22 protein-coding genes are annotated in these 23,427 nt (G+C 72.8%); 9 read left to right on the top strand and 13 right to left on the bottom strand.

All coding sequences use genetic code 11. From position 1 onward, the window contains the following. Positions 1–30: 30 nt before the first annotated feature. Together E4P38_RS10205 and E4P38_RS10210 are read right to left on the bottom strand one after the other, a co-directional pair. The gene (locus tag E4P38_RS10205; RefSeq protein WP_245160927.1) at positions 31–1,266 is read right to left on the bottom strand and encodes a ribonuclease D; all 1,236 of its coding nucleotides are present in this window, start codon (positions 1,264–1,266) and stop codon (positions 31–33) included. A 175-nt stretch (positions 1,267–1,441) separates the two neighbouring features. Continuing rightward, positions 1,442–2,092 carry a DUF3000 domain-containing protein gene (locus tag E4P38_RS10210; RefSeq protein ID WP_245160928.1) on the bottom strand — a complete coding sequence of 217 codons (651 nt, stop codon included), beginning with the start codon at positions 2,090–2,092 and terminating at the stop codon, positions 1,442–1,444. Between the two features lie 116 nt (positions 2,093–2,208). On the opposite strand from E4P38_RS10210, the gene hemE reads away from it, so the two are divergent. The 3 genes from hemE to hemQ all read left to right on the top strand — a co-directional run bounded on the left by hemE (position 2,209) and on the right by hemQ (position 5,612). Beyond that, the gene (hemE, locus tag E4P38_RS10215) at positions 2,209–3,270 is read left to right on the top strand and encodes a uroporphyrinogen decarboxylase (protein WP_135131709.1); all 1,062 of its coding nucleotides are present in this window, start codon (positions 2,209–2,211) and stop codon (positions 3,268–3,270) included. Further along, positions 3,267–4,637 (top strand): protoporphyrinogen oxidase, encoded by a 1,371-nt coding sequence (gene hemG / locus E4P38_RS10220; protein WP_135131710.1) that lies wholly within the window; start codon positions 3,267–3,269, stop codon positions 4,635–4,637. The genes hemE and hemG overlap by 4 nt, the downstream gene beginning before the upstream one ends. A gap of 255 nt (positions 4,638–4,892) precedes the next feature. After that, positions 4,893–5,612 (top strand): hydrogen peroxide-dependent heme synthase, encoded by a 720-nt coding sequence (hemQ, locus tag E4P38_RS10225; RefSeq protein ID WP_135131711.1) that lies wholly within the window; start codon positions 4,893–4,895, stop codon positions 5,610–5,612. Between the two features lie 100 nt (positions 5,613–5,712). Here hemQ and msrB read toward each other — a convergent pair whose 3' ends face one another. From msrB to E4P38_RS10245, 4 genes are all read right to left on the bottom strand, one after another. Then, the gene (gene msrB / locus E4P38_RS10230; RefSeq protein WP_135131712.1) at positions 5,713–6,129 is read right to left on the bottom strand and encodes a peptide-methionine (R)-S-oxide reductase MsrB; all 417 of its coding nucleotides are present in this window, start codon (positions 6,127–6,129) and stop codon (positions 5,713–5,715) included. Between the two features lie 78 nt (positions 6,130–6,207). Next, complete coding sequence (locus E4P38_RS10235; RefSeq protein WP_135131713.1) at positions 6,208–8,862, bottom strand: ExeM/NucH family extracellular endonuclease; 2,655 nt, start codon at positions 8,860–8,862, stop codon at positions 6,208–6,210. Between the two features lie 193 nt (positions 8,863–9,055). Then, positions 9,056–9,718 (bottom strand): response regulator transcription factor, encoded by a 663-nt coding sequence (locus tag E4P38_RS10240; RefSeq protein ID WP_245160929.1) that lies wholly within the window; start codon positions 9,716–9,718, stop codon positions 9,056–9,058. Continuing rightward, complete coding sequence (locus E4P38_RS10245; protein ID WP_135131714.1) at positions 9,711–11,837, bottom strand: sensor histidine kinase; 2,127 nt, start codon at positions 11,835–11,837, stop codon at positions 9,711–9,713. The genes E4P38_RS10240 and E4P38_RS10245 overlap by 8 nt, the downstream gene beginning before the upstream one ends. A gap of 176 nt (positions 11,838–12,013) precedes the next feature. Here E4P38_RS10245 and E4P38_RS10250 point away from each other — a divergent pair, with 176 nt between their 5' ends. Continuing rightward, on the top strand, positions 12,014–12,658 hold the full coding sequence (locus E4P38_RS10250; protein WP_135131715.1) for a hypothetical protein: 645 nt from the start codon (positions 12,014–12,016) through the stop codon (positions 12,656–12,658). Between the two features lie 27 nt (positions 12,659–12,685). Continuing rightward, the gene (locus E4P38_RS10255) at positions 12,686–13,165 is read left to right on the top strand and encodes a hypothetical protein (protein ID WP_135131716.1); all 480 of its coding nucleotides are present in this window, start codon (positions 12,686–12,688) and stop codon (positions 13,163–13,165) included. A 72-nt stretch (positions 13,166–13,237) separates the two neighbouring features. Here E4P38_RS10255 and E4P38_RS10260 read toward each other — a convergent pair whose 3' ends face one another. Continuing rightward, entirely contained in the window at positions 13,238–13,441 is a 204-nt protein-coding gene (locus tag E4P38_RS10260; protein ID WP_040339721.1) for a cold-shock protein, read from the bottom strand. A 272-nt stretch (positions 13,442–13,713) separates the two neighbouring features. Here E4P38_RS10260 and E4P38_RS10265 point away from each other — a divergent pair, with 272 nt between their 5' ends. Continuing rightward, positions 13,714–13,968: a hypothetical protein gene (locus E4P38_RS10265; RefSeq protein ID WP_135131717.1), complete on the top strand. Its 255-nt coding sequence runs from the start codon at positions 13,714–13,716 to the stop codon at positions 13,966–13,968. Between the two features lie 16 nt (positions 13,969–13,984). Here the strand turns inward: E4P38_RS10265 and E4P38_RS10270 are convergent, their stop codons facing one another. Further along, complete coding sequence (locus tag E4P38_RS10270) at positions 13,985–14,398, bottom strand: hypothetical protein (RefSeq protein ID WP_135131718.1); 414 nt, start codon at positions 14,396–14,398, stop codon at positions 13,985–13,987. A gap of 79 nt (positions 14,399–14,477) precedes the next feature. On the opposite strand from E4P38_RS10270, the gene E4P38_RS10275 reads away from it, so the two are divergent. Further along, the gene (locus E4P38_RS10275) at positions 14,478–15,392 is read left to right on the top strand and encodes a DUF5996 family protein (RefSeq protein ID WP_135131719.1); all 915 of its coding nucleotides are present in this window, start codon (positions 14,478–14,480) and stop codon (positions 15,390–15,392) included. A 53-nt stretch (positions 15,393–15,445) separates the two neighbouring features. Here the strand turns inward: E4P38_RS10275 and E4P38_RS10280 are convergent, their stop codons facing one another. Then, positions 15,446–16,126 (bottom strand): response regulator transcription factor, encoded by a 681-nt coding sequence (locus tag E4P38_RS10280; RefSeq protein ID WP_135131720.1) that lies wholly within the window; start codon positions 16,124–16,126, stop codon positions 15,446–15,448. Continuing rightward, positions 16,117–17,829, bottom strand: coding sequence for a histidine kinase (locus tag E4P38_RS10285; protein WP_135131721.1), 1,713 nt, complete (start codon positions 17,827–17,829; stop codon positions 16,117–16,119). The genes E4P38_RS10280 and E4P38_RS10285 overlap by 10 nt, the downstream gene beginning before the upstream one ends. Before the next feature lie 178 nt (positions 17,830–18,007). Here E4P38_RS10285 and E4P38_RS10290 point away from each other — a divergent pair, with 178 nt between their 5' ends. Together E4P38_RS10290 and E4P38_RS10295 are read left to right on the top strand one after the other, a co-directional pair. Further along, positions 18,008–18,481 carry a hypothetical protein gene (locus tag E4P38_RS10290; protein WP_135131722.1) on the top strand — a complete coding sequence of 158 codons (474 nt, stop codon included), beginning with the start codon at positions 18,008–18,010 and terminating at the stop codon, positions 18,479–18,481. A 35-nt stretch (positions 18,482–18,516) separates the two neighbouring features. Further along, positions 18,517–19,527: a PQQ-binding-like beta-propeller repeat protein gene (locus E4P38_RS10295; protein ID WP_135131723.1), complete on the top strand. Its 1,011-nt coding sequence runs from the start codon at positions 18,517–18,519 to the stop codon at positions 19,525–19,527. A 40-nt stretch (positions 19,528–19,567) separates the two neighbouring features. Here E4P38_RS10295 and E4P38_RS10300 read toward each other — a convergent pair whose 3' ends face one another. Genes E4P38_RS10300 through E4P38_RS10310 form a run of 3 tightly spaced genes read right to left on the bottom strand, consistent with a single transcriptional unit; the run spans position 19,568 to position 23,392 of the window. Next, positions 19,568–20,626, bottom strand: coding sequence for a DNA polymerase domain-containing protein (locus tag E4P38_RS10300; protein WP_135131724.1), 1,059 nt, complete (start codon positions 20,624–20,626; stop codon positions 19,568–19,570). Positions 20,627–20,662: 36 nt separating this feature from the next. Next, on the bottom strand, positions 20,663–22,243 hold the full coding sequence (locus tag E4P38_RS10305) for an alpha/beta hydrolase (protein WP_135131725.1): 1,581 nt from the start codon (positions 22,241–22,243) through the stop codon (positions 20,663–20,665). 60 nt (positions 22,244–22,303) lie between these two features. Further along, a complete protein-coding gene (locus tag E4P38_RS10310; RefSeq protein WP_135131726.1) occupies positions 22,304–23,392 on the bottom strand; it encodes an ATP-dependent DNA ligase in 1,089 nt (362 codons plus the stop codon). Between the last annotated feature and the right edge of the window lie 35 nt (positions 23,393–23,427).

Here is a 23,427-nt window from a genome sequence, read left to right on the forward strand (position 1 = left end):
CAGGGGCCCCGGCGCAGGCCGGGGCCCCTCTCAGGCCTTGATGACGGCGTCGGCGAGGACGTCGAGCGTCAGCTCGATCTGCCACTCCCGCGCGCCGCCGGCCCGCAGGGCCTCGGCCACCGTCGAGGCCTCCCGCGGCTCCGGCGGGCTCCACATGACGCGACGCACGAGGTCGGGGGAGAGGACGTTCTCCACCGGCACGGAGTTCTTCTCCGAGATCTCGGCCAGACCCGCCCGGGCGGCCTGCAGCCGGGTCGCCGCGGCCGGGTCGCGGTCCGACCACCGGTTCACCGGTGGCGGGCCCTCGCCCGGCTTGCTGTGCAGCGGCAGCTCCGTCTCCGAGACAGCGCGGCCGCGGGCGATCGCGCCGAACCAGATGCCCACCAGCCGGCGGTTGGCGCGGCCGCGGAAGACCGGCAGCTCCAGCAGCGCGCCCTCGTTCACCGGATCGGCCTGGACGGCGGAGACCATCGCGGAGTCCGGGAGCACCCGCCCGGGAGCGATGTCCCGCTTGCGAGCCATGTCGTCGCGGGCCTGCCACAGCGCCCGCAGGATGCCCAGCTGTCGGCGGCTGCGCAGGCCGTGCACGCCGGAGGTGCGCCGCCACGGGTCGATCCGGGGGGCCGGGGGACCGGCGGCCAGGATCGCCTCGAACTCCTGGCGGGCCCAGTCGGTCTTGCCCTGCTCCTCGAGGATCGCGGCCAGCGCGTCGCGTAGGTCGACGAGCACCTCGACGTCGAGCGCCGCGTAGACCAGCCACTCCTCGGGCAGGGGGCGCGTGCTCCAGTCGGCGGCGGAGTGCCCCTTCTGAAGCGAGAAGCCCAGCAGCGACTCGACGACCGCGCCGAGGCCGACCCGCGGCAGCCCCGCGAGCCGGGCGGCGAGCTCGGTGTCGAAGAGCCGCTTGGGCACCAGCCCGATCTCAGCGAGGCACGGGAGGTCCTGGTTCGCCGCGTGCAGTACCCACTCCGCGTCGCCGATCGCGTCCTGGATCACCGAGAGGTCGGGCAGGGGGACGGGGTCGACCAGGCCGGTGCCCGAGCCGTTGCGGCGGATCTGCACGAGGTAGGCGCGCTGGCCGTAGCGGTAGCCGGAGGCCCGCTCGGCGTCGACGGCCACCGGGCCGGTGCCGCTCCGCAGCGCCTCGGCGTACTCCACGAGCTGGGTGGAGGTCTCGATGACCGGCGGCAAGCCGTCGCGGGGAGCGAGGAGCGGAGTTGCTTCGACGACGGCCTCGGGCGCGGGGTCTGCTGCAGTCTCCGCCACCGGTTCGTCCGCCGGGTGGGGAGTGGGCTCGGTGCTCAGTTGCCGTCCACCTTCTTGCCGGTCCTCGTCGGTCGGGCCCGCCGGCCCCGGGTGCGTCGCCGTGCCGGAGCCGCACGGGACGCCGGAAGCGGGAGCACCGGCTCAGCGGGCTGGCGCCCGACTGTCAGTACCGATGTTAGAGAGTCTCGCTGCCGCCGCGGTCGGAGGGACCCAGCAGATGCACTCCAGGCGGCGGCAGACCGGCCGCGTTGCCGAGGACCTCCAGCCACGCCGACAGGTGCCGGTCGAGGTCGGTGTCCTCCGCCGTCCACGAGGCACGCATCTCGACGTCGACCGTGTGCTCGGGTCCGGCGAGGTCCCCGAAGCGGGTGGACGCGGTGCGGGTGACCGTGCCGCCGACGTTGTGGTGGGTCGCTCCGGCGTCGGTCAGGGCGTCGGTGAGCCAGCTCCACGCGACCTCGGAGAACATGGCGTCGTCCACCAGTTCCTCGTCGGTGCCGGCCGACAGATAGCCCACGCATCGGGTGGTGCCGTTCCAGGCCTCGTGCCCGTCGGGGTCGAACAGCACGATGAAGCGGGCGCTGGCGATCTCGAAGTCGTCGTCCTCGTCCGTGCCGGGCTCGGCGACCCGCGCGCCGACGGCGTGCGCCCAGGGGGCGAGTCGCTGCGGGGCGGGGATGTGCTCGAGGACGATCTCGGGCCTGGCCCGGACGCTGGCCAGGGCCTCCAGGGCGGCGCGGAACGCGGCCGGGGGTTCGTCGTCGACCATGCCCCCCACCGTCTCCCTGCCTCGGTCCCCGGCACTGGCCAGGCTGGTGGGCTCCACGTGCGCAGGGTAGGCCGCCGGATAGCACACCGCTCCCGACGCGCCGCACGCGTCCCGGACGCGTGTCGCCGGACGGCGGTCCGGTCGCCCGCCGTCATCTGGGAGAATGGCCAGTCGTGACTGCCGCCTCCGACCCGGTCCGACCGGATCTGCCCTCCGACTCGAACCTCGTCCGAGCGGCCCGCGGCCTGCCGGTGAGCCACACGCCCGTCTGGTTCATGCGCCAGGCCGGCCGGTCGCTGCCCGAGTACCGGGCACTGCGCGCCGGGACGGCGATGCTCGATGCGTGCCAGGACCCGGACCTGGTCACCGAGATCACCCTGCAGCCCGTCCGCCGGCACGGAGTCGACGCCGCGATCCTGTTCTCCGACATCGTGCTGCCCCTCGTCGTCGCGGGGCTGGACATCGAGATCAAGCCCGGCGTCGGCCCGGTGATCGCCGACCCGATCCGTTCGGTGGCCGACGTCGACGCGCTGCCGCTGCTCGACCCGTCCCACCTCGACTTCCTGACCACGGCCGTGCGGTCGCTCGTGCGGGAGCTGGGGCCGATCCCGTTGATCGGGTTCGCCGGCGCACCGTTCACGCTGGCGACCTACCTGATCGAGGGTGGTCCGTCGAAGGAGCACGCACGCACCAAGGCGTTCATGTACGCCGAGCCCGCCGCGTGGGCGCGGCTGATGGAGCGCCTCGCGCTGTCCGCGGCCACCTTCCTGAAGGTCCAGATGGACGCCGGCGCCGCCGCGGTCCAGCTGTTCGACTCGTGGGCCGGTGTGCTGTCGGCCGCCGATTACGAGACGCTGGTGCTGCCGCACTCGCGCGAGGTGTTCGAGGCGATCGGCTCGCGGGACGTGCCGCGCATCCACTTCGGCGTGGGGACGGGCGAGCTCCTGCCGCTGATCGGGAACGCCGGCGCCGACGTGGTCGGGGTGGACTGGCGGGTGCCGCTGGACGAGGCGGCACGCCGGGTCGGGCCCGGCCGGTCGCTGCAGGGCAACCTCGACCCCGCCGTCCTGCTCGCCGACCGCGCGACCGTCGACCGCGAGGTGCGCCGCGTCGTCGAGCAGGGCCGCGCCGCGCGGGGGCACATCTTCAACCTCGGCCACGGCGTGCTGCCCGACACCGATCCCGGCGCGCTCACCCACGTCGCCGACCTGGTGCACGAGCTGACCGCGGGATGACCCGCCGGCTGGTCGTGGTCGGGGCCGGGATCACCGGCCTCGCGGCCGCCTTCGAGTGGCGCCGCCGGCGTCCGGACGACGAGATCGTCGTCCTCGAGGCCGGTGAGCGGATCGGCGGCAAGCTGCACCGCGTCGAGCTGGCCGGGCACTGGTACGACACGGGCCCCGAGGCCGTGCTCGCCCGCGTGCCCGAGGCCGTGAAACTGATCGAGGATCTCGGGCTCGGCGACCGGCTCGTCGCCCCGGCGACCACCCAGGCGTCCGTCGTCCTGCCCGACGGCCGGCACCCCCTGCCGGCGGGCACCGTCCTGGGCGTACCCGCCTCGGCCGACGGGCTCGACGGCTTCCTGTCCCCGGACGGCGTCGCGCGGGTGCGGGCAGAAGGCGAGCTGCCGCCGCTGCGGCTGGACGGTGACGTCGCCGTCGGGACGGTGCTGCGCGAACGGCTCGGCGACGAGGTGGTCGACCGGCTGGTCGAGCCGCTGCTCGGCGGGGTCTACGCGGGGCGGGCGGACGAGCTGTCCCTGGCGGCGACGATGCCGGCCCTCACCGCGCAGCTGCCGGCCGCCGGTTCGGTGCTGGGCGCTGCGGCGGCGTCCCGCGATGCCGGCGTGCGCAGCCGGGGCGACGCCGACGGACCCGTGTTCGCCACTGTGCGGGACGGCATCGGCGCGCTGCCGGAGGCGCTGGTGGCGGCCTCGGGCGCGGAGGTCCGGTTGCGCACGCCGGCGCACGGCCTGCGTCGGACGGCGACCGGCTTCGAGCTCTCGATCGGCCCGGTGGCGGCACCCGAGCTGCTGACCGCGGATGCCGTGATCGTCACCGCGCCGGCACCGAAGGCCGCCCGGCTGCTGGCCCAGGTGGCCCCAGGAGCGGTCGAACCGCTGCAGGGGATCCCGTACGCGTCGATGGCGGTCGTCGCGATGGCGTTCCCGGCGCAGGACGTCGACGCCGGGTCCGGCCTGCTCGTGCCGCCGGTCACCGGGCGACTGGTCAAGGGCGTGACGGTGTCGTCGTCCAAGTGGCCGCATCTGGCCGGCGGAGACGCGGTGCTGGTGCGCTCCTCGGTCGGCCGGTTCCGCGACGAGGCGGAGCTCCAGCGGTCCGACGACGACCTCACCGCGGCGGTCGTCGCTGATGTCGCCGACCTGCTGGACCTCGAGCGGCCCGCGCCGCTGGAGACCCGGCTGGTGCGCTGGGGCGGGGGACTGCCGCAGTACCTTGTCGGCCACCCCGCGCGGGTCGCGGCGATCCGGTCGGCAGTCGCCGACGTGCCGGGCCTGGCGATCGCCGGTGCGGCCTTCGAGGGCGTGGGCGTCCCGGCCTGCATCCGCGACGCGCATCGCGCGGTCGACGCCCTGCTGTGACCCGGCGCCGGACCGTGGCGGAGGACACCGTGACGGCGGGCATCACGGTCATGGCCGCGCTGTTGAGAACGGGGTGACCACGCACCACCCCTTCATCCACCAGCTCGCACCCCGACCCTTCCGCTGCCTGCGCCACCGCCCGTTCATGGCGTCGTGCGACGACTGCCGCAAGGCGCACACCCCGCCGCCCGTGCGCGCGGCGCACGCACCCACCTCCGCCCGCTGAGTCGGCCGGCGGCAGGGGACAATGGCGGCATGAGCGAGCAGGGCACCGATGAACGCAGCCTCGGAAAGCGGGCCAACGAGCTGAACGCCTCCATCCGCTACACGATGTGGTCGGTCTTCAAGCTGGCCAGGCCGCTCGCCGACGACCAGCGGTCCGCGGCGGCCGACCAGGCGGCGGCGCTGCTCGACGAGCTCGCCGGCAAGGACGTCGTCGTCCGCGGGGTCTACGACGTCGCGGGCCTTCGGGCCGACGCCGACGTCATGGTCTGGTGGCACGCGGAGACGCCCGAGGCGCTGCAGGAGGCCTACACCCGCCTGCGCCGCACGACGCTCGGCCGGCACCTGGACCCGGTGTGGTCGCAGATGGCGCTGCACCGCCCCGCCGAGTTCAACAAGAGCCACATTCCGGCGTTCCTCGCCGACGAGGAGCCGCGGCGCTACGTCTGCGTCTACCCGTTCGTGCGCTCCTACGAGTGGTACCTGCTGCCCGACGAGGAGCGCCGGTTCATGCTCGCCGAGCACGGGAAGCTGGCGCGCGGGTACGCCGACGTCCGGGCCAATACCGTCGCCTCGTTCGCGCTCGGCGACTACGAGTGGATGCTCGCCTTCGAGGCCGACGAACTGCACCGCATCGTCGACCTCATGCGCGAGCTGCGGGCCTCGACGGCGCGGCGGCACGTCCGCGAGGAGGTGCCGTTCTACACCGGCGTCCGGAAGTCGATCGCAGAGCTGATCCAGGACCTGGCGTAGGACGGGCCGCGGCGCGGGGGCCGGAGGCCTCCCGGCGGGGAGCCGTGCATCGGCTCTGCGCGCCCGGGGACGGCTCCTGGTCGCGGTGTGACCCGGAGGGTCACGAAGGGGAGAGCCGGACGGACACCGAGTTGATGCAGTAGCGGTCGCCGGTGGGGGTCTGCGGCGCGTCGTCGAACAGGTGCCCGAGGTGGCTGTGGCACGTGCCGCAGAGGACCTCGGTGCGCAGCATCCCGAGGCTGCGGTCCTCGCGGAGGACGACGTTGTCGGCAGCTGACGCCTCGTAGAACGACGGCCATCCGCAGTGCGAGTCGAACTTCGTCTCGGACCGGAACAGCTCGGCGCCGCACGCGCGGCACTCGTAGACACCGACGGTCTTGGTGTCGACGTACTCACCGGTCCAGGGGCGCTCGGTGCCGGCCTGCCGGAGCACCGCGTACTCCTCGGGCGACAGCTGCGCGCGCCATTCCTCGTCTGTCTTGCTGACGGTCGGCTGCTTCTCCGCGGACGTGGTCATGCCTCCACGGTACGGCGGCCGCGCCACCCGGAGGAGAGCTCCGGGCGACGCGGCCGCCGCGTGGGTCGAACCGTCAGATCAGCGGTGCGTGGTGAGGAACCGCAGGATGATCAGCAGCGCGTCCTGGTAGGCCGGCCGCAGCGTGAAGGACGTCAGGGCCTTCTCGCCGTCGACCGCGGTCAGCGCGACCGGGTAGTCGCCCTGGGTCAGCAGGACCGGAACGGTGAACGTGATGCTCACCGCGCCGTTCGCGTCGGCCACCCCGGTGCCGAGCACGGCGCCGTTGCGCGAGGGCAGGGTCGCCTGCACCGTCGTCCCGGCGTCGAACCCGGTGCCGGTGACCGTGACCCGGTCGCCCCGCAGGGGCTTGGGGTCGGAGATCGCCGCCGTGGCGGGGATGTCCGTGGTCAGCCCGAACACGGTCGGGTTGTGGTCGCTCGCCCGGAAGGCGTACGGCGCGTAGAGACCCTCGTACGGCGAGTCGTACTCGTAGGCGAAGCTCTCCACCGCGTTGATGTCCCACACCGCCAGGCCGGTCACCTTGGCCACGATGGACGGCGACGCGAACACGTGGTCGAGGGAGCCGGAGCCACCGTCGAACACGTAGCTGTACTGGCCGTCGGCCAGCACCGGGCCCATGTCCGTGTAACCGGCGCCGGTGACGACGTCGATCGGGTCCTCGTACCGGTAGGCGTTGAAGTCGCCGGTCAGCAGGACGTCCTGGTCGCCGGACGACGTCTTCACCGTCTCGGCGAAGGCGACGAGCGCCTGTGCCTGGGCGACCCGGTCGCCGTTGCAGCTGCCCGCCCCGCCGACCGACGTGTCGTCACTGGCCGCCCCGCAGGAGCTGCCCTTCGACTTCAGGTGGTTGGCGATGATCGAGAACGTCTCGTCCCCGGCGCGGAAGGTCTGGCCGATGGGGGAGCGGGCGTTGTCGAACTCCGGGCCGTTGTAGGCCAGCGGCGCACCCACGGGGGTCGCCTTGTCCGTGCGGTAGATGACCGCGTTGGTGATGACGTCGGTGTCCTCGTGGGCCTGGACGTAGTTCCAGTCGTGCCCGTCGGCCTGCTCGATGGCCGCGAGCAGGGTCTCCACCGCGCGGTACGGGGTCTCCGGCGTGAGCACCGCGGAGTTCTCGATCTCGTGCAGCGTGATGATGTCGGCGTTCAGCGCGGTGATCGCGGTGACGATCTTCGCCTGCTGCTCGGCCAGCTCCTCGGCGTCCGTGGCGCCGCGGGCGTTGTCGCCGAACTCGGAGGGGAAGTCGACGAAGTAGTTCAGCACGTTGAAGTCGCCGATCCGCAGGTCGCCACCGACCGGGCCCGGTGCGGCCGGACGGGGGTTGGTCGCGGCGAACTCGTTGCCCTCCGCCGTGCCGTCCGCCGGCTGCAGGCGCCAGAGACCGAAGCCGTAGCTCAGCACCTGCGGCTGCAGCTGCGCGGTGTCACCGACGCGGACCGGGTCCGCCACCGTCAGGTACGGCGGTGCCTGAGCCGGGGCGGTGCTGTAGTTCGTCGTGCGGCCGTCGTCGAGGACGATGGAGCGCGCGGCGTTCTGAGCGGCCACTGCCGCCGAGGGGCCACCGGTGTCGGCGGCCTCGGTCGGGCTGATCAGCCGACCGCCCTGGGCGAGCAGGATCTCGCCGAAGCGGTTGAGGTTGAAGACCTCGGTGACGGTGAGGTCGGACGCCGGGGCGACGAGCATGCCCTCCAGCGCCTCCCGCTGCTCGGTGGTCGACGGCAGCGGCAGGACCGCGGCGGCGGGGAGCGGGCCCCCACTGCTCGTGACGGTGGCCGTGGCGCTGACGAGCTCGGTGAGCCCCTCGAACTCCGCGACGGTGGCTGCGACGGTGACCTGGTCACCCAGGGACACCGGGGTGGAGGAGAACACGAAGACGGCGTCGGACGTGGCGTCGTCGCCGTCACCGCCGTCCTGGACGTGGAAGCCGCGGTAGCCGCCGTCCTGGAGGTCGCCGACGACGGTGCCGCTGACGGTGACCGTCTCGCCGACGCAGGGGCTGGCCGAGCCGGAGCCCTGGATCGTGCCGATCGCGATCGGGCCGGTCGGGCAGGTGCGCGGGGCGGCCGGGTCATCGGTGACGTCGACGTTCTCCGGGGTGGGCGCACCAGCGACGAAGTCGGCGTTGTTGTTGTCGGTGTCCGCACCGGCGGCGTTGCGGGACACAGAGTTGGTGTTGGACGGCGCGGGTGCACGTCCGGTGCCCTCGAAGCTGTTGGCCGTGGTGCCGAACCCGACGAAGTCCACGACGCCGGCACCGCCCGCGCAGGCTGCTCCGCAGACGGTGTTCAACATGGTGGCGTTGTTCACGAGCGCGACCTTGCCGGCCGTGCCGGACATGTTGATGGTGCCTGTGGTGCGCGGGGCGGGCAGATCGGCGGTGCCGGCCGCTCCGGCCGCTTCCGCGACCAGGTAGCGGCCGCCCGGTGCGATGGTCCCGTTGAGACCGGTCACCTGCCAGGTGCTGCCGGTCGCCGGGGCGTACTGCACCGACCAGCCGGTGACGCTGACGGGCGCGGCGCTGATGTTCTTCAGCTCGATGAAGTCGTTCTTGTAGGTGGCGCCGGAGTTGCCACCGCCGCCGTAGACCTCGTTGATCACGATGGTCGTCGATGGCGCGGCGGACGCGGCGGGTGCCAGGACCAGGCCGCCGGCGACGAGCGCCCCGACGGTCAGGCCGAGCACGGCGGCGCGGGGGGTTCTGGGTGTGGACACGAATCTCCTCGGCCGCTTCGTGGGCGGCCCGGTGGAGGGCAAGGGGACGAGAGGATCGTTACATCGCTGTCCGCGATTGGGAATGAACAGTCCGTTACGAAATTTGGTTCGCTAAGTAACGGCAACCCATCCGACACGGACGTCCCGAACGCCCCTCAGCGGTGGCGGTTGGCTGCCCCGTGAGGTAGCAGCCTCAGCGGCCCAGGCCCGCTTCCCGCGCCCGCACGATCGCCTGGGCGCGGTCGGTCACCTGCAGCTTGGCCAGCACGTTGGAGACGTTGTTCCGGACCGTCTTGGGCGACAGGTAGAGCGTGGCCGCGATGTGCGCGTTCGTCCGCCCCGCGGCGACGAGGTCGAGCACCTCGCGCTCGCGCGCCGTCAGCTGCGGGAAGGCGGTCGCCGGACCGGACGGCCCCGCCGCGAAGAACTCGGTGATCCGGCGGGCCAGCGCCGCCCCGAAGACGGCGCCGCCGTTGGCCACGGTGGTGATGGCCCGGACGACCTCCTCCTGGTCGGCTCCCTTGAGCAGGTAGCCGCGGGCACCCGCGCGCACGGCGTCGAAGACGGTCCCGTCGTCCTCGCTCATGGTCAGGACGACGACGCCCACCGACGGTGACTCCGATGTGATCCGGCGGGTCGCCTCGATCCCGTCGAGCTCCGGCATCTGCACGTCCATGACGACGACGTCGGGCTGCTCCTCCAGGGCGAGTGCCACCGCGGCCGCGCCGTCCGCCGCTGTTCCGACGACGGTGAGCCCGGGCACCGAGCACAGCAGCATGGCGAGGCCGTCGCGGTAGACCGGGTGGTCGTCGGCGACGACGACCCGCAGCGGCCCGTCCTCGATGGGGTCAGCCACCTGTGCCTCCTCCGTCGGCGGGCAGCACCGCCCGCACCACCGTGCCGCCGTCCGGAGGGCACTGCACGGAGCAACTGCCCCCGAGCTCCGCCGCCCGCTCGCGCAGTGACAGCAGACCCACGCCGCGGGGCGCCGCGGGCGCGATGCCGACGCCGTCGTCGGTGACGGTCAGGACGAGTGCCCGGTCACCGTCCCGCTGCAGCTCCACCCGGCAGGTGGAGGCGTGCGCGTGCCGGGCGACGTTGGCGAGCGCCTCGGAGGCGATCCGGTAGGCGGCGACCTCCACCGCGGCGGGCAGCGCCTCGACGTCCCGATCGGCGGTGACGGTCACCGTCGTGTGGGGGGTGAGGAGCCGCTCGGCCTGCTGGCGGACGGCGCCGGCCAGGCCGAGGTCGTCCAGTGCCGGTGGGCGCAGGTCGTTCACCAGCCGCCGGACGTCGGCGAGGGCCGCGGCGACGTCGGTGCGCGCCTGGCGCAGCACGCGGTCGGCCTCCTCCGCGTTCCCCGCGGCCGTCAGGTTCCGGGCGGTGTCGATCCGGAGGACGACGGCGCCGAGGCTCGGCCCCAGCCCGTCGTGCAGGTCTCGGCGCAGCCGGCGACGCTCCTCCTCGCGGGCGGTCACCAGTTGCTCGCGGCTCTGCTGCAGCTCCGCGGCGAGCGAGCTGGCGTGCGCGGCCGCCGCGGCCTGGCGGACCACGTCGGCCAGCAGCCGCTCGTCCCGGGTGAACAGCGCGGCCCGCACGCCGTCCCGGGGGAGCAGCAGCCGGCCGATCTCCTCCCCGCGGTAGGAGATCGGCAGCGACTGCACCGTGACGGGCCGCTCGCCGTGCTCGACCACCAGCTGGCGGGTGCCGACGCGGTCGACCTCGACCCCGACGTAGGGGGACCGGAAGGCGTCGGCGACGGCGGCGGCGACGGCTCGGAGCTGCTCCTCGGCGCCGCCGGAGCGTTCCAGCCGCCAGGCCAGCCCGGACACGACGTGGTAGGGGTCCTCGCGTTCACCGAGCACCCAGCGCCGGACGAGCCGCCACAGCGGCGTCCGCAGCGGGACGTACACGCCTGCCACCAGCAGGAGGGTCAGCAGGGTCGCATTCTCCTCGCCGAAGCGGTCGCCGAGCAGTGCACCTGCACCCGCAAGGACGGCGAGATCGAGGACGACGACGCCGATCGCCAGGCCGCCGTAGACGAGCGTCCCGCCGAGGAGCCGGTCGATGTCGACCGCCTGCGGCCGCAGGATGCCGAGGGTGACGGCGAGACCGGTCAGACCGACTGCCAGGGCCAGGTCGTAGCTGACCGTGCTCGTGGGGAAGAGCAGTGCACCGAGCATGACCAGCGCGTCCACGACGCCTGCCCACAGCAGCCACCGCATCCGCCGCCGGCCTTCCCCGGAGGCGTGGCGCAGTCGGTGGGCCACGACGGCCAGCGGCACCAGGACGCCGAGCGCCCCCAGCGGGTAGGCCAGCTGCAGCAGCGGCAGCAGCACGCCCTCGGGCAGCGGCAGGCTCGTCGGGTCGAGGTCGAGGGCCCGGTAGACAGCAGGGACGGTCGTGTCCGCCCGGCGGTCCGCGATCTCGGACGGCGTGACGAGAAGCAGCACGGGCAGCGCGGCGGTGCACGCGAGACTGACGACCGACACCGTGCGCCAGCGGCCGGCGGGGAGCCGGCCGTCCGGGTAGAGCAGCAGCAGCAACGGGAGGCCGAGGAGCAGGAACGCACCGAAACGCTGCACGAACCAGAACGCGGCCGAGGCGCCCGCCCATGGCGGATCGCTCTGCAGGGCGTAGGTCAGCCAGGCCGAGACCAGGCCGTCCACCGCCCAGAACAGGCCCGTCCCGGCAACGACCCAGGAGACGGCGTTCCGCGGGGCGCGGCGCAGCAGCAGCGCGCCGGGGACGGCGAGCAGCAGGCCGGGCAACCCGATCTCCCAGCCGGGTCCGGACTCGGCAGCCGCGCGTGCGGCCGCCGGCGTGACCGCGTCGAGGACGGCGGTTGCGGCGAAGGCGGCAAGGGTGGCCGTCATGCCGATCCAGCCCAGGACCGGGATCAGCCGGGCTCGACGGCCGGCGGCCGGAGGAGCGACCAGGGGTGGGATCTCGACGCCCCGCTGCTGGACCTCCACGCGCGGATCATGCCGGGGCGGGCGTCCCGGACAACAGAGGCTGGATGTCCCGACCGGGCCGGGACCGATCCGGGCCCGGTCGACGACGACCGCCCCTGGCAGCCCGGGACGCGGGCGCTGGACGGTGAGCGCCGGCGATGCCACCGGGCATCGCGACGCGCCCCTCCGGAGGATCGATGTCCCTGCATGCCACCCCACTGCCCGCCCGCACCGACGTGCCGTCGGTCGAGGAGACCCCGAGACGACCCGCGACGACGAGGCTCGTCCGCGCCGGCGGACTGGCCATGGCGACCGGTGCGGCCGCCTGGGCCCTCGGCACGCTGGCCTACGACCTCGATCCCGTCACCGAGGACTTCTCCTGGGTCTACAAGCTGAGCTCGCTGCTGTTCCAGGTGGGCCTGGTCGCGCTGGTCGGCGTCCAGCTGCGCACCCGGGCGACCGGAACGGGCCGGCTGGCCCGCGGGTTCCTGCACGCCGAGCACGTGCTGCTGGGCCTGGCGATCGTCTCGTCACTCCAGTGGCTGCTCGCCCCCGCCCTGTCCGAGAACCCGTTCTTCGTGGCCCTGGACCTGTTCTGGCCGCTGTCCATGCTGGGCATGGCGGCCATCGGCATCCGCATTGCGATCGCCGGCCGGTGGCGGGGTGCCGCCCGGGTCTGGCCGGCGATCGCCGAGACGTGGGCGCTGGTCATGTTCCCCGCGATGGCACTGGTCAGCGAGGAGGCGACCACGTTCATCTCGGCCGGGCACCTGCTCGCCGGCTACACGATGCTCGGTCTGATCCTCGCCGTCCGCCCCGAGCTGACCGGCGAACGCGGCTGACAGCGAACACTGGGGGAGACTCGGACCGTGACCTCGCCTGATCCCGTCCCTCAGCACGCGCCGCTCCCCGACGTCTGGTTCACCCGGGACCTGCCGGTGCTGCGGGCCATCGCCCGGCTGGTGGACAGCTCCGACCACGGCAGCTCGCCCTACCTGCTCGGGGCCGTCGTGCCCGCGAGCGGCCTGCCGAAGGCGCAGGTGGTCGCCGCCGCAGAGGCCCTGGCGGCGGCGGGCTACATCGAGCCGTTGACCAACCACGCCGGCGACATCGTGCGGATCACCGCGATCTCGGCCGAGGCGCGGCGGCTGTCCGGCCTCTGGCCGACGCCGCAGGGGGAGTGGGACCGCCTGCTCGAGCAGCTGACGGCCCGTGCCGCGCAGGCGCCCACCGAGGTCGAGCGGCAGCGCTGGCGGGCCTTCTCCGACGCCGCGACCGCCGTCGGCCCGGACGACGGTGCGCTGCTCATGTCGGCGTTGATCGGTGGCTACGTCCCCCGGCGCCGCTGACCGAGCACCGACCGCACGAACGACAGCGCCCCCGCCCGGAGACCGGGCGGGGGCGCTGTGCTGATCGTGAGATCAGAGCGGCGTGACGTTCGCAGCCTGCGGGCCCTTCTGGCCCTGCTCGATGTCGAACGCGATCCGCTGGCCTTCGTCGAGCGAGCGGTACCCGCTGGTCTGGATGGCCGAGTAGTGGACGAAGACGTCCGGTCCGCCACCGTCAGGGGTGGCGAAGCCGAACCCCTTCTCAGCGTTGAACCACTTCACTGTTCCTTCGGGCATTGCTCGCTCCTTGCTGAGGTGGTGCATCGGGGTCCTGCCAGAGCGCAGGGCCTTCCCGACGAGCCAAAGCCTAGCCATAGATGTGCGCTACCGAACAGGTGGACGGCGCGTTGTGACCGGTGATTCGTGGATTCCGTGCCCCTCTCAGGAGCAGTCGGCGCCGGACGGTCTTGCGGAATTCCTGCGGCTTTCTCGGCGGCCCCGTGCGGCCCGGCCCGGAGAGTCCTTCTCAGCCGGGGAGGACCCGGCGCCCGCCGACCAGGAGATGCCCCATGACGAACGCCGTCGCACAGTCCGCCCGCTTCGTCGCGTCCGAGCACTCCACCATCGACCTGGCCCCCATCGCCCTGCGCGACGTCGAGGACCTGCACTTCGCCGACTTCGACCTGGTGCTGGCCGACAAGCTGGCCGACGCCTACGACGCCGCAGACATGGCCATCGCCCTGGCGCGGCTGCTCGGCGAGCCGGCGGGGACCGCGCTGATCGCGCACGACCTCGACGCGCAGGCCGCCCGGCTCGCCCGCTGAACGCCGGCCGGACCCGCTAGATCTGCGGTCCGGGCTCCTCGGGGAACGGAGGCCCGTAGGTACTGGGCGTGTAGAACGTCGCGCCTGCCGCAGGAGCGGGGAGGGCGAGCGGCTCCGAACGCCACGACCGGACGCCGATCGGCTCGTCGTCGTCCCAGGTGACCTCGGCCCAGGAGCCCTCCAGCTCCGCCTCTGCGGCCAGCCGGAGGCGCTCGGTGTTCCAGGCCCGGAGCGCCGGACCCCACTTCTGCCGAGCGACGTCGAACCCGACGAGCAGCGCGATGCAGATGACGATGACGAGCAGGGCGTCGGTCAGGGCAGAGGCGACGTCCAAGGGGGTGATCCGGGGCCAGCCAACGGTCTCGAGGTGATGACCGACGATCTCGAAGGCGACGTACAGCACGCCGTACACCAGGAACGAGACCCTCATGCGGGGTGGATCGACCGTCGGCGGGCTCACCTGGAGCCCGACCTCATCCCTTCGGGGGACCCGTTCGCTAGCGTGCGGCATGCCGTCGGGGTGGCCTGCAGTCGCGTACGACCAGTGGCAGGCCACCTGCGACACGCTGCACGCGCACACCCAGGTGCTGGGCAAGCTGGCGGTCGCGCTCGCCCCACCCGAGCTGCAGCTGCTGCACGCGGCGCTCCGGCTGACGGCGCGCGGCTGGGAGACGCTGCTGCTGCCCGCTCCCGACGGGTCGGGTGCCCTGGTGGTCGCGCTGGATCTCCGTGCCCACGAGGCGGTCGTGGAGCACACCGACGGTCGCTCCGCACGCATCCCGCTCGCGCCGCACCGAGCGGTCGGGGAGGTGACCCGGGACGTCCTCGCGGCCGTCGGAAGCCTGGTCGGCCCGGTGACGATCAACCCGACACCGCAGGAGGTGCCGTGGAGCGTCCCGCTGGACGAGGACGACGAGCACGTCTCCTACGACGAGCAGCAGGTCGCCGACTACTTCGCCGCGGCGACGCAGGCGGCGCTCGTTCTCGCGGCGTTCCGCGCCCCCTACCGCGGCCGGTCGACCCCGGTCCTCGCCTGGTGGGGGGCCTTCGACCTGGCTGTGGACCTCTTCTCCGGTCTCCCGGCCGAACCCCCGTCCGCCGGCTTCATCCAGCGCAACTCCGGGGACGCCCAGACCGCCGCCGTCGGCTGGTGGCCCGGTGACGCCCGCCATCCGACCGCCGCGTTCTACGCCTACGCCCACCCCGCCACCGCGGACTTCCCCCGGGCCGATGTGGCCCCGGCACGGTGGGACGATGCCCTGGGCGAGTACCTCCTCGAATGGGACGACGTGCGCGCCGCCCCGGATCCGCGGGCGGTCGCCCTGGAGTTCGCCCGCTCGGTCTTCCGGCACGCCTGCGCGGTGTGCGAATGGGACCAGGCGCTGGCCGACAGCGCCGACGGCCGGCCGCCGCCGGTCAGCTGACCGGGGACCGTGCTCGATGCACTCCCTGGAGAGGTACTCGTGTGGGCTCATGGTCACCCCCAGGCGGACGGTCGCTCCGTGGCCGGCTGGGCATGGTTCAGATGGACGAGGACGGCGAGAACCCGGCGGTTGGCGTCCGGTCCCGGCTCCAGATCCAACTTGGCGAAGACGACGGCGATCACGCCCTCGATCGTCTTGACCGCCACATCCAGGCGGTCAGCGATGGCACGGTTGGACCGCCCCTCCGCCACGAGGGCCAGAACCCTGCGCTCCCGGCTCGTCAGGCGGACGAGGCGGTCGTGTCGCCGCCGAGCCCGGACGAGTTCCTCCACCACGGCCGGATCGATGGCAGTTCCGCCGGCGCCCACGCGCTGGGCGGCCTCGACCAGATCGCCGCCCTCCGCGACGCGGTCCTTCAGCAGGTACCCCATGCCCCCGACGCCGGAGCCGAGCAACTGCAACGCGTAGTCGGGCTCCAGGTACTGCGACAACACCAGGACGCGGACGGAGCCGCGGTACCGGTCCCGGATCTGCACGGCCGCGTGCAACCCAGCCGTGTCCCGCGGCGGCATCCGGATGTCGACGACGCACAGCTCGGGTCGGTGGTCGGCTACCGCAGTCAGCAGTTCGTCCGCCGTCCGGGCCTCGGCGACGATGTCCATCCCGGCGCTGGCCAGGATGCGGACGACACCTGCCCGGATGACCGCGGAGTCATCGGCCACGATCACTCGCACGGGATCTCCGCGCGGAGTCGCGTTCCACCGCCCGGAGGACTGGCCACCTCGAGCCGGCCCGAGAGGGCGTCCAGTCGGTCGGCGAGCCCCTCGAGGCCCGATCCTCGCGCGAAGTCGGCGCCGCCACCGCCGTCGTCACTGACCTCGACCCTGAGGTGGCCGTCGTCTCGCGAGATCGAGACGGTTGCCCCGCTGGCATGGGCGTGCCTCGTCACGTTGGTGAGCGCCTCCGCGACGATGTAGTAGGCGGCCGCCTCGACTCCAGGGTCCAGCCGGCCGCATCGCACGTCGAGGTCGACCGGAACGGCCGCCCGTCGCGCCAGGCCGGCCACCGCGGGGCGCAGCCCCTCCTCGGTCAGGACCGTCGGGTGGATTCCGCGTGCCAGCTCCCGCAGCTCGACTACCGCGGTCCTGAGCTCCTCGGCTGCCTCGTCGAGGACGTCGACGAACCGGGCACGAGGATCGGTGGCCATTGCCTGGTCCCTCGCCTGCCGGAGACACAGGGCTACTCCGATGAGCCGCTGCTGCGCCCCGTCGTGCAGGTCCCTCTCGATGCGCCGGCGTTCCCGGTCCCCGGCCTCGACCAGCCGGGCCCGCGAGGCCCGCACCTCCTCGAGGCGGGCACGATCGAGAGCGGTCAGGCGCTCGTTCTCGACGGCCAGGCGGAGTACGGCGGTAGCAGCGGCCACCAGTCCCGGGTCCTCCCTCAAGGCGCGGTCGTGCACCACGGCCGCGATGGCGCCGTTCTCGCCGGTCAGCAGCGTCCGGGCCCTCCGGTCGTCCTCGGCGGGGACGTCGGCCGGCTCTCCCGACGCCGTGGTCCAGATCCCGGCGGAGGACCACAGGTACAGGTCCAGGCCCGGATCGTCGAGCGCGACGCGGAGTGCGTTCCGGAGCCGCTGGGGGTCCGTCCCCCGGTCCAGCTCCAAGGCCAGCCGGGCGATCGCGCTGCGCCGGAGGCGGAGTCGCAGCGCTCCGACCAGGAAGCCCAGCGGCACGAGGGCGACGGCGCCGATGATGCTCCAGGCAACGATTTCCAGCCACGGCTCACCGAACGGCAGCAACTCATTGCGACCGAGCACAAGTGCGGCGATCTCCACCGCGTCGTACGCCGCCACGATCGCTGCCACCGTCCCGGCCAGGACGACCGGCCGCAGGATCCGGCGGGCCGCGGGGGCGCTGGAGCGCAGGCGAGACAACGCCCGAGCGACAACGCCCAGCGCGGCGACGGCGATGAGCACACTCGTGAACAGTTGCGCTCGTTCGAAGAGCGCCTGCTGCTCCACGACGGCGAACGGGTTCTCCGACCCCGTGCACGGGCAGCCAACCAGAAGCCGGGACGACGTCCGGATCACGTACCCGGCAGCGAGGGCGCCGAGCACGATCCGGTCCCAGCGCTGAAGGCGGGCGTCGGGGAAGGTCAGGACGAGGAAGGCGAGCAACACGTCGTAGTACCGCTCGAATGCGAAGCCCAGCACCGCCCACGGCATCAGCCCGGCTGGGGCGTAGGCGCCCACGGACCACAGGACGGCGGAAGCCACGAGCAGCGGGCCGGTCCGGACCTCCGGCCGGCGTTCCCAGGCGATCACCCCGGCCGCGACGAACAACAGACCCAGGCTGGTGTCGACCACCAGGAAGCGGACGGGGGCCCCCTGCGACGCGCCGACCGCCGTGGTGACGGCGATGAACGAGATCGCGCTCACGGCTGTCAGCCGGCGCCTCGACGGCCCACTGACGAGCACGACGGCAGCATTGCATGGCGATCCGCCGATGTGGCCAGGGAAAACCCTGGCTCATGACCCGGGCTGGCTCCCTGCTGCTCGTCGTGCCGCTCTCCTAGCGTCCGGCGCGTCCGCACTGCCGCTGGGAGAACGAACAACCATGACTCGCACCGTGGCCTGCAGCCTCGTGATCGCGACCGCACTCGGTCTGGCCACTACGACGGCCACCACCGCCTCCGCCGCTCCGCCGGGAAGGGAACGCGGAAGTTTCGTGGAGACTTTCGACGACGACTTCATCTTCGACCTCTGCGGCATCCGGACGCAGACTACGGAGACCCAGCGCTGGTCCTCGACGGTGCGCGCGGACGGGTCCGAGGTGGTCCGCGTCGTCCGCACCTTCGTGTCCGACGACCCGCGACTGCCGGTCGAGAAGGGGGCCGGGACCACCTTCATCGCGCCGGACGGGACCCGCCGCGTCGTCGGCAAGCCGGTCCAGCTCATCGGGCCGGATGGCGGCGTGCGCCTGCTGGACGCCGGCCGGATCGACTTCGACCCGGCCGGGAACACGTCCGATGTCCGCGGTCCCCATCCCTCGTTGGATGCGGACCTCCGCGACTACTACCGCCCCCAGTGACCAGGCCCTGGCCGAGCGGCCGCTGGAGGACACGTGTGGTCGCGCGTGATGCACGGTGGTGGCTGGCGCCGGTGACGGCGCTGGCGCTGGCGCTGGCGCTGGCCGCCTGTTCGGTGGCGGATGTCGACGACGGGACCGACGCGGAGTCCACGGATCCGGCGCCGTCGACGAGCAGCGCACCGGAGGGCTTCCCGGTCGTGGCGGCGGATGACGTCCAGGAGCAGCGGTGGAGGCTGCCGGGCGGGCCCGACTGGCTGGCGGTCGACGACGAGGGGGTGTGGGTCAAGCGCGACGACGGAACGGTGGACCGCATCGCACCGGACACCGGCGAGATCGCCGTCACGGTGAAGGTCCTCGGAGAACCCTGCCAGGGCCTCGGGGCAGGCCTCGGTGCCGTCTGGGCATGCGCCGGCACCGACGTCGTGCGCATCGACCCGCAGACCGGGGAGGTCATGGCGACCCTGGCGGTCGGCAAGACGTACTCGCAGGGTCATCTCGTGACTGCCTTCGATCAGCTGTGGATCCTCACCGGGGACGGCAGCACCCTGGTCGGCGTGGACCCCCGGACGGGGGAACCGGTCACGACCGTTTCGCTCGGTGCGCGGGGGACGGACGTGGCGGTCGGCGAAGCCGGCCTCTGGGTGGTCAGCCAGGTCGACGGTCAGGTGCTGCGCATCGACCCGGCCGGCACCGTCGCCGTCCGCGCCACCGGACTTCCCCGGCCGACAGCCGTGGCGGTGACGGATCAGGTCTGGGTCGGCTCGGTGGGAGGTACCAGTCGGATCGATCCGGACACCGGTGAGATCCAGGCGTCGACGGATATCGGCGCAGGCCTGGAGGGCGGACTGGCGATCGCGCCGGACGGGGTGTGGGTGCGGAGCGCGGAACGGTTCCTCATCCGGCTGGATCCGGACTCGGCCGCGCCGGTCGCCGGCGTCGCCGCCGACGTGGAGAGCAGTGGTGACATCGTCGTTGCTTTCGGCTCGGTGTGGACAACCGCGTTCGACGATGCAGCGCTGTTCCGGTTGCCGATCGACGCCCCCTAGGTCCTTGTGAGCGGGCCCGGCACCCTCAAGGGGTGCTGTTCTAGCTGGTGGGGCGCTTGGCGCGGCTGGGCTGCACCCGCATCGGCTCGCCCGGCATCTTCGGGTAGTCCGGCGGCCAGGGCGCCTCACCGAGGCCGAGATCCTTCTCCTGGCGGTCGGCCAGCTCGAGCAGCGGCTCGATGCCGAACGCGTGGTCGGCGAGCCCCGCGTGCTTGTCCCCGACCTGCCGGAACCGTTCGGGCATCGTGAGGACGTCGAAGTCGAAGGGCGTCACGTCGGGCAGCTCGTCCCAGTCGACCGGCGCTGAGACAGGGGCGTGCGGCTTGGGCCGGATCGAGTAGGCCGAGGCGATCGTGCGGTCCCGGGCCATCTGGTTGTAGTCGAGAAAGATCTTCTCGCCGCGCTCCTCCTTCCACCACGACATCGTCACCTGGTCGGGCAGCCGTCGTTCCAGCTCGCGGCCGAAGGCGATGACCGAGCGGCGCACCTCCTGGAAGGTCCAGCGCGGCTGGATCGGCACGTAGATGTGCACCCCCCGACCGCCGGAGGTCTTCGGCCAGCCCTGCATGCCGAACTCCGCGAGCAGCTCCCGCACGTGCGGGGCGACCCAGACGGCGTGCGAGAAGTCCGTGCCCGGCTGCGGGTCGAGGTCGATGCGGATCTGGTCCGGCGACTCCACGTCGCCCTTCGACACCGGCCACGGGTGGAACGTCAGCGTGCCCAGGTTGGCGCACCACGCGACGACCGCCACGGAGTCGGGCGCGATCTCGTCCGCCGTCCGCCCGCTCGGGAAGGTGATGTGCGCGGTCGGCACCCACTCGGGGGCGTTCTTCGGCACCCGCTTCTGGTAGAACGCGTCGCCGGTGTTGTCCACCCGCGTCGAGATCCGCGCGCCCTCGAAGACCCCGCCGGGCCAGCGTTCGAGCGTCGTCGGCCGGTCCCGGAGCGCGAACAGGATGCCCTCGCCGACCGAGACGAAGTACTCGACGATGTCGATCTTCGAAATCCCGCGGTCGCCGAAGTACGGCTTCTCCGGGTTGGAGACGCGCACCTCGTGGCCGTCGACGTCCAGGACGACGGCGTCCTTGCTGCTGGCCATCAGATGATCTCCGTTACCGCGGGTGGGCGCCGAGTGTCACGCAGGACAGGTCAGGCCGTCCACCGGCACGGTCAGGTCGATCAGGTAGGAGTTCACCGCGGCCTTGATGCAGTCGGTCTTGGGGTAGGCGGTGTGCCCCTGCCCCTGCCAGACCAGCAGGACGCCGCTGTCGAGGTCCTCGGCCATGTCCTCGGCACCCGGCAGTGGCGTCACCGGGTCACCGGAGTTGCCGACGACGAGGATCGGCGCGCTGCCCTCGGCGTCCCGCTCGGGCAGGGGAGTGCGGTCGGCCTGCCACACCGAGCAGGTGTACAGGCCCACCGCCGACCCGGCGCCGAACAGCGGGTACTTCGCACCCCACTCCGCGGCCAGGTCGCGGACCTCGGCCTCCTCGTACTGCTCGTCGGTGTCGGCGCAGTTGATGGCGAGGTTCGCGTCGAACAGGTTGGAGTAGGTCCCGTCCTCGAGGCGGCCCGCGTAGCTGTCCGCCAGGGAGAAGAGGCCGGCTGAGTCGCCCTTCTGACCGGCGGCGAGTGCCTGCGCCAGCTGGGGCCAGGACGCGGTGTCGTACAGGGCGGCCTGCACCGCGGTCATCACGACGCCGGGCGTCGCCTCGCGGACCTTGCCGTCGGTGTCGGGTTCGCTGCTGGGGATGGGGGTCGCGTCGGCCTGCGCCAGCAGGTCGGTCACGAACTGTCGCGGGTTCTGCCCGATGGGGCAGCCCGCGATCAGGCCCACGCAGTTGGCGCCGAACGAGTCGAAGCCCGCCTCGAAGGACTGGGCGCTCGTCTCCGCGTCGGTCTTCGCGTCGGTGTCGGGGCCGACGGCGGCGTCCAGCACCAGGGCCCGCGTCTTGTCCGGGAACAGCTCGGCGTAGGTCGAGCCGAGCGTGGTGCCGTAGGAGTAGCCCAGGTAGGTCAGCTTCTCGTCGCCGAGGGACTGCCGGAGCTGCTCCATGTCCCGTGCGGTGTCGACGGTGTTGAACGTGCCGAGGGCGTCGCCGTACTCGTCGGCGCAGCCGTCGGCGACCTCCTTCGTCAGCGCGAACGCGTCGTCGAGCTGCTCGTCGGTCGTCGGTCGCGGCTCGGAGGCGACGAGCTGCTCCTTCATGTCGTCGGAGATGCACTCGACCGGCGTGGACAGGCCGACCCCGCGCGGGTCGAAGCCCACGATGTCGAACCGACTGAGCACCTCCGGCGGCATCGTCAGCGCGAGGCCGATCGCGGCGTCGGCACCGGAGGCCCCGGGGCCGCCGGGGTTGACCACCAGCGATCCGATCCGGTTCGTCTGGCCGGCCATGACGACGCGGACCAGGAACAGCGGGAGGGTGGCGCCCTGCGGCTCGTCGTAGCTGATCGGCACCTCGGTGCGCCCGCACTCGAACGCGAGGTCCCGGTCACTGCCGGGTTGGTCGGCGATGAGCGGCTGGATCTGCTCGTCGCAGTCGGTCCACTCGATCGGCGTGACTTCGGGCTCGGCCGTCGTGGTCGCCGTCGGCGTCGGGTCGTCGGCGACGGTGTCGGAGAACGACGTGCAGCCGGACAGGGCCAGGGTCGCGGCGAGGCCCACGGCGAGCAGGCTCGAGGGGACGGCCGCCAGGCCTCGGTGCAAACGCATGATCACGAGCGTAGGAGGCGGGGGTCGGCGGCGCAGACGATCACTCCCGATCGAAGGCGCTCAGCCCGCTGTTTGACCCGTGAGGACCTCGGCCAGGTCGTAGCGCACGGGGACGTCCAGCTGGTCGTACGTGCAGCTCAGCGCGTCCCGGTCGGGCCGCCACCGGAGGAACTGCCCGGTGTGACGAAGTCGGCGTCCCTCGAGCTGGTCGTACTTGATCTCCACGACCAGTTCGGGCCGCAGCGGCACCCAGGAGAGGTCCTTCTTCGCGTTCCACCGGCTGACCGCGCCCGGCATCCGGTGCTCGCTGCCGTCCTCACTCACCTGCGCGTTGGCCCAGTCCTGCCAGGGGTGCCCGTCGAGCGCGTTCGCCCGGTAGGGCGCCAGTTCCTCCACGAGCTCCGCGCGCCGGGCCATCGGGAACGATGCGGCGACGCCGATGTGCTGCAGGTCGCCGGCGTCGTTGTAGAGGCCGAGCAGCAGCGAGCCGACGATCGGGCCGCTCTTGTGCCAGCGGAAGCCGGCGACCACGCAGTCGGCCGTGCGCACGTGCTTGATCTTGGTCATCAGCCGCTGGTCGGGCCCGTAGGGCAGGTCGGCGGTCTTGGCGACGACGCCGTCGAGCCCGGCGCCCTCGAACGTGTCGAACCAGCGCTGCGCGGTGTCGGCGTCCTGGGTGATCGCCGTGACGTAGACGGGCGCCCGGACGCCGGACAGCGCCGACTCCATCCGCGCCCGGCGCTCGCCGAACGGCGTCTCGAGCAGGGACTCCTCGCCCAGGGCCAGCAGGTCGAAGGCGACGAAGGACGCCGGGGTCTGCCCGGCCAGCAGGGTGACCCGCGACTCGGCGGGGTGGATGCGCTGCAGCAGGTCCTCGAAGTGCAGCCGGTCGCCCCGGGGGACGACGATCTCGCCGTCCACGACGCACTTCTCCGGCAGGTTGGCCTTCACCGCCGCCACGACCTCCGGGAAGTAGCGCGTCAGCGGGCGCTCGTTGCGGCTGCCCAGCTCGACCTCGTCGCCGTCGCGGAAGACCACGCAGCGGAAGCCGTCCCACTTGGGCTCGTAGTAGATGCCGTCGCCGACGGGCAGCTTCGTCGCCGCCTTCGCGAGCATCGGCTTCACCGGCGGGAGCACGGGGAGATCCATGCCCGTCAGTCAAGCAGCCCCCCGGGGGATCGATC

The sequence above is a fragment of the Blastococcus sp. CT_GayMR16 genome, assembly GCF_004570875.1.
Classification (GTDB): domain Bacteria; phylum Actinomycetota; class Actinomycetes; order Mycobacteriales; family Geodermatophilaceae; genus Blastococcus_B.

Bases quoted from the DNA above. Each gene is read 5' to 3' on its own strand.
- hemG (WP_135131710.1), top strand. From the start codon at position 3,267: ATGACCCGCCGGCTGGTCGTGGTCGGGGCCGGGATCACCGGCCTCGCG.
- hemQ (WP_135131711.1), top strand. From the start codon at position 4,893: ATGAGCGAGCAGGGCACCGATGAACGCAGCCTCGGAAAGCGGGCCAAC.
- msrB (WP_135131712.1), bottom strand. From the start codon at position 6,129: ATGACCACGTCCGCGGAGAAGCAGCCGACCGTCAGCAAGACAGACGAG.
- E4P38_RS10250 (WP_135131715.1), top strand. From the start codon at position 12,014: ATGTCCCTGCATGCCACCCCACTGCCCGCCCGCACCGACGTGCCGTCG.
- E4P38_RS10260 (WP_040339721.1), bottom strand. From the start codon at position 13,441: ATGCCCGAAGGAACAGTGAAGTGGTTCAACGCTGAGAAGGGGTTCGGC.
- E4P38_RS10265 (WP_135131717.1), top strand. From the start codon at position 13,714: ATGACGAACGCCGTCGCACAGTCCGCCCGCTTCGTCGCGTCCGAGCAC.
- E4P38_RS10270 (WP_135131718.1), bottom strand. From the start codon at position 14,398: ATGAGGGTCTCGTTCCTGGTGTACGGCGTGCTGTACGTCGCCTTCGAG.
- E4P38_RS10275 (WP_135131719.1), top strand. From the start codon at position 14,478: ATGCCGTCGGGGTGGCCTGCAGTCGCGTACGACCAGTGGCAGGCCACC.
- E4P38_RS10290 (WP_135131722.1), top strand. From the start codon at position 18,008: ATGACTCGCACCGTGGCCTGCAGCCTCGTGATCGCGACCGCACTCGGT.
- E4P38_RS10300 (WP_135131724.1), bottom strand. From the start codon at position 20,626: ATGGCCAGCAGCAAGGACGCCGTCGTCCTGGACGTCGACGGCCACGAG.
- E4P38_RS10305 (WP_135131725.1), bottom strand. From the start codon at position 22,243: ATGCGTTTGCACCGAGGCCTGGCGGCCGTCCCCTCGAGCCTGCTCGCC.
- E4P38_RS10310 (WP_135131726.1), bottom strand. From the start codon at position 23,392: ATGGATCTCCCCGTGCTCCCGCCGGTGAAGCCGATGCTCGCGAAGGCG.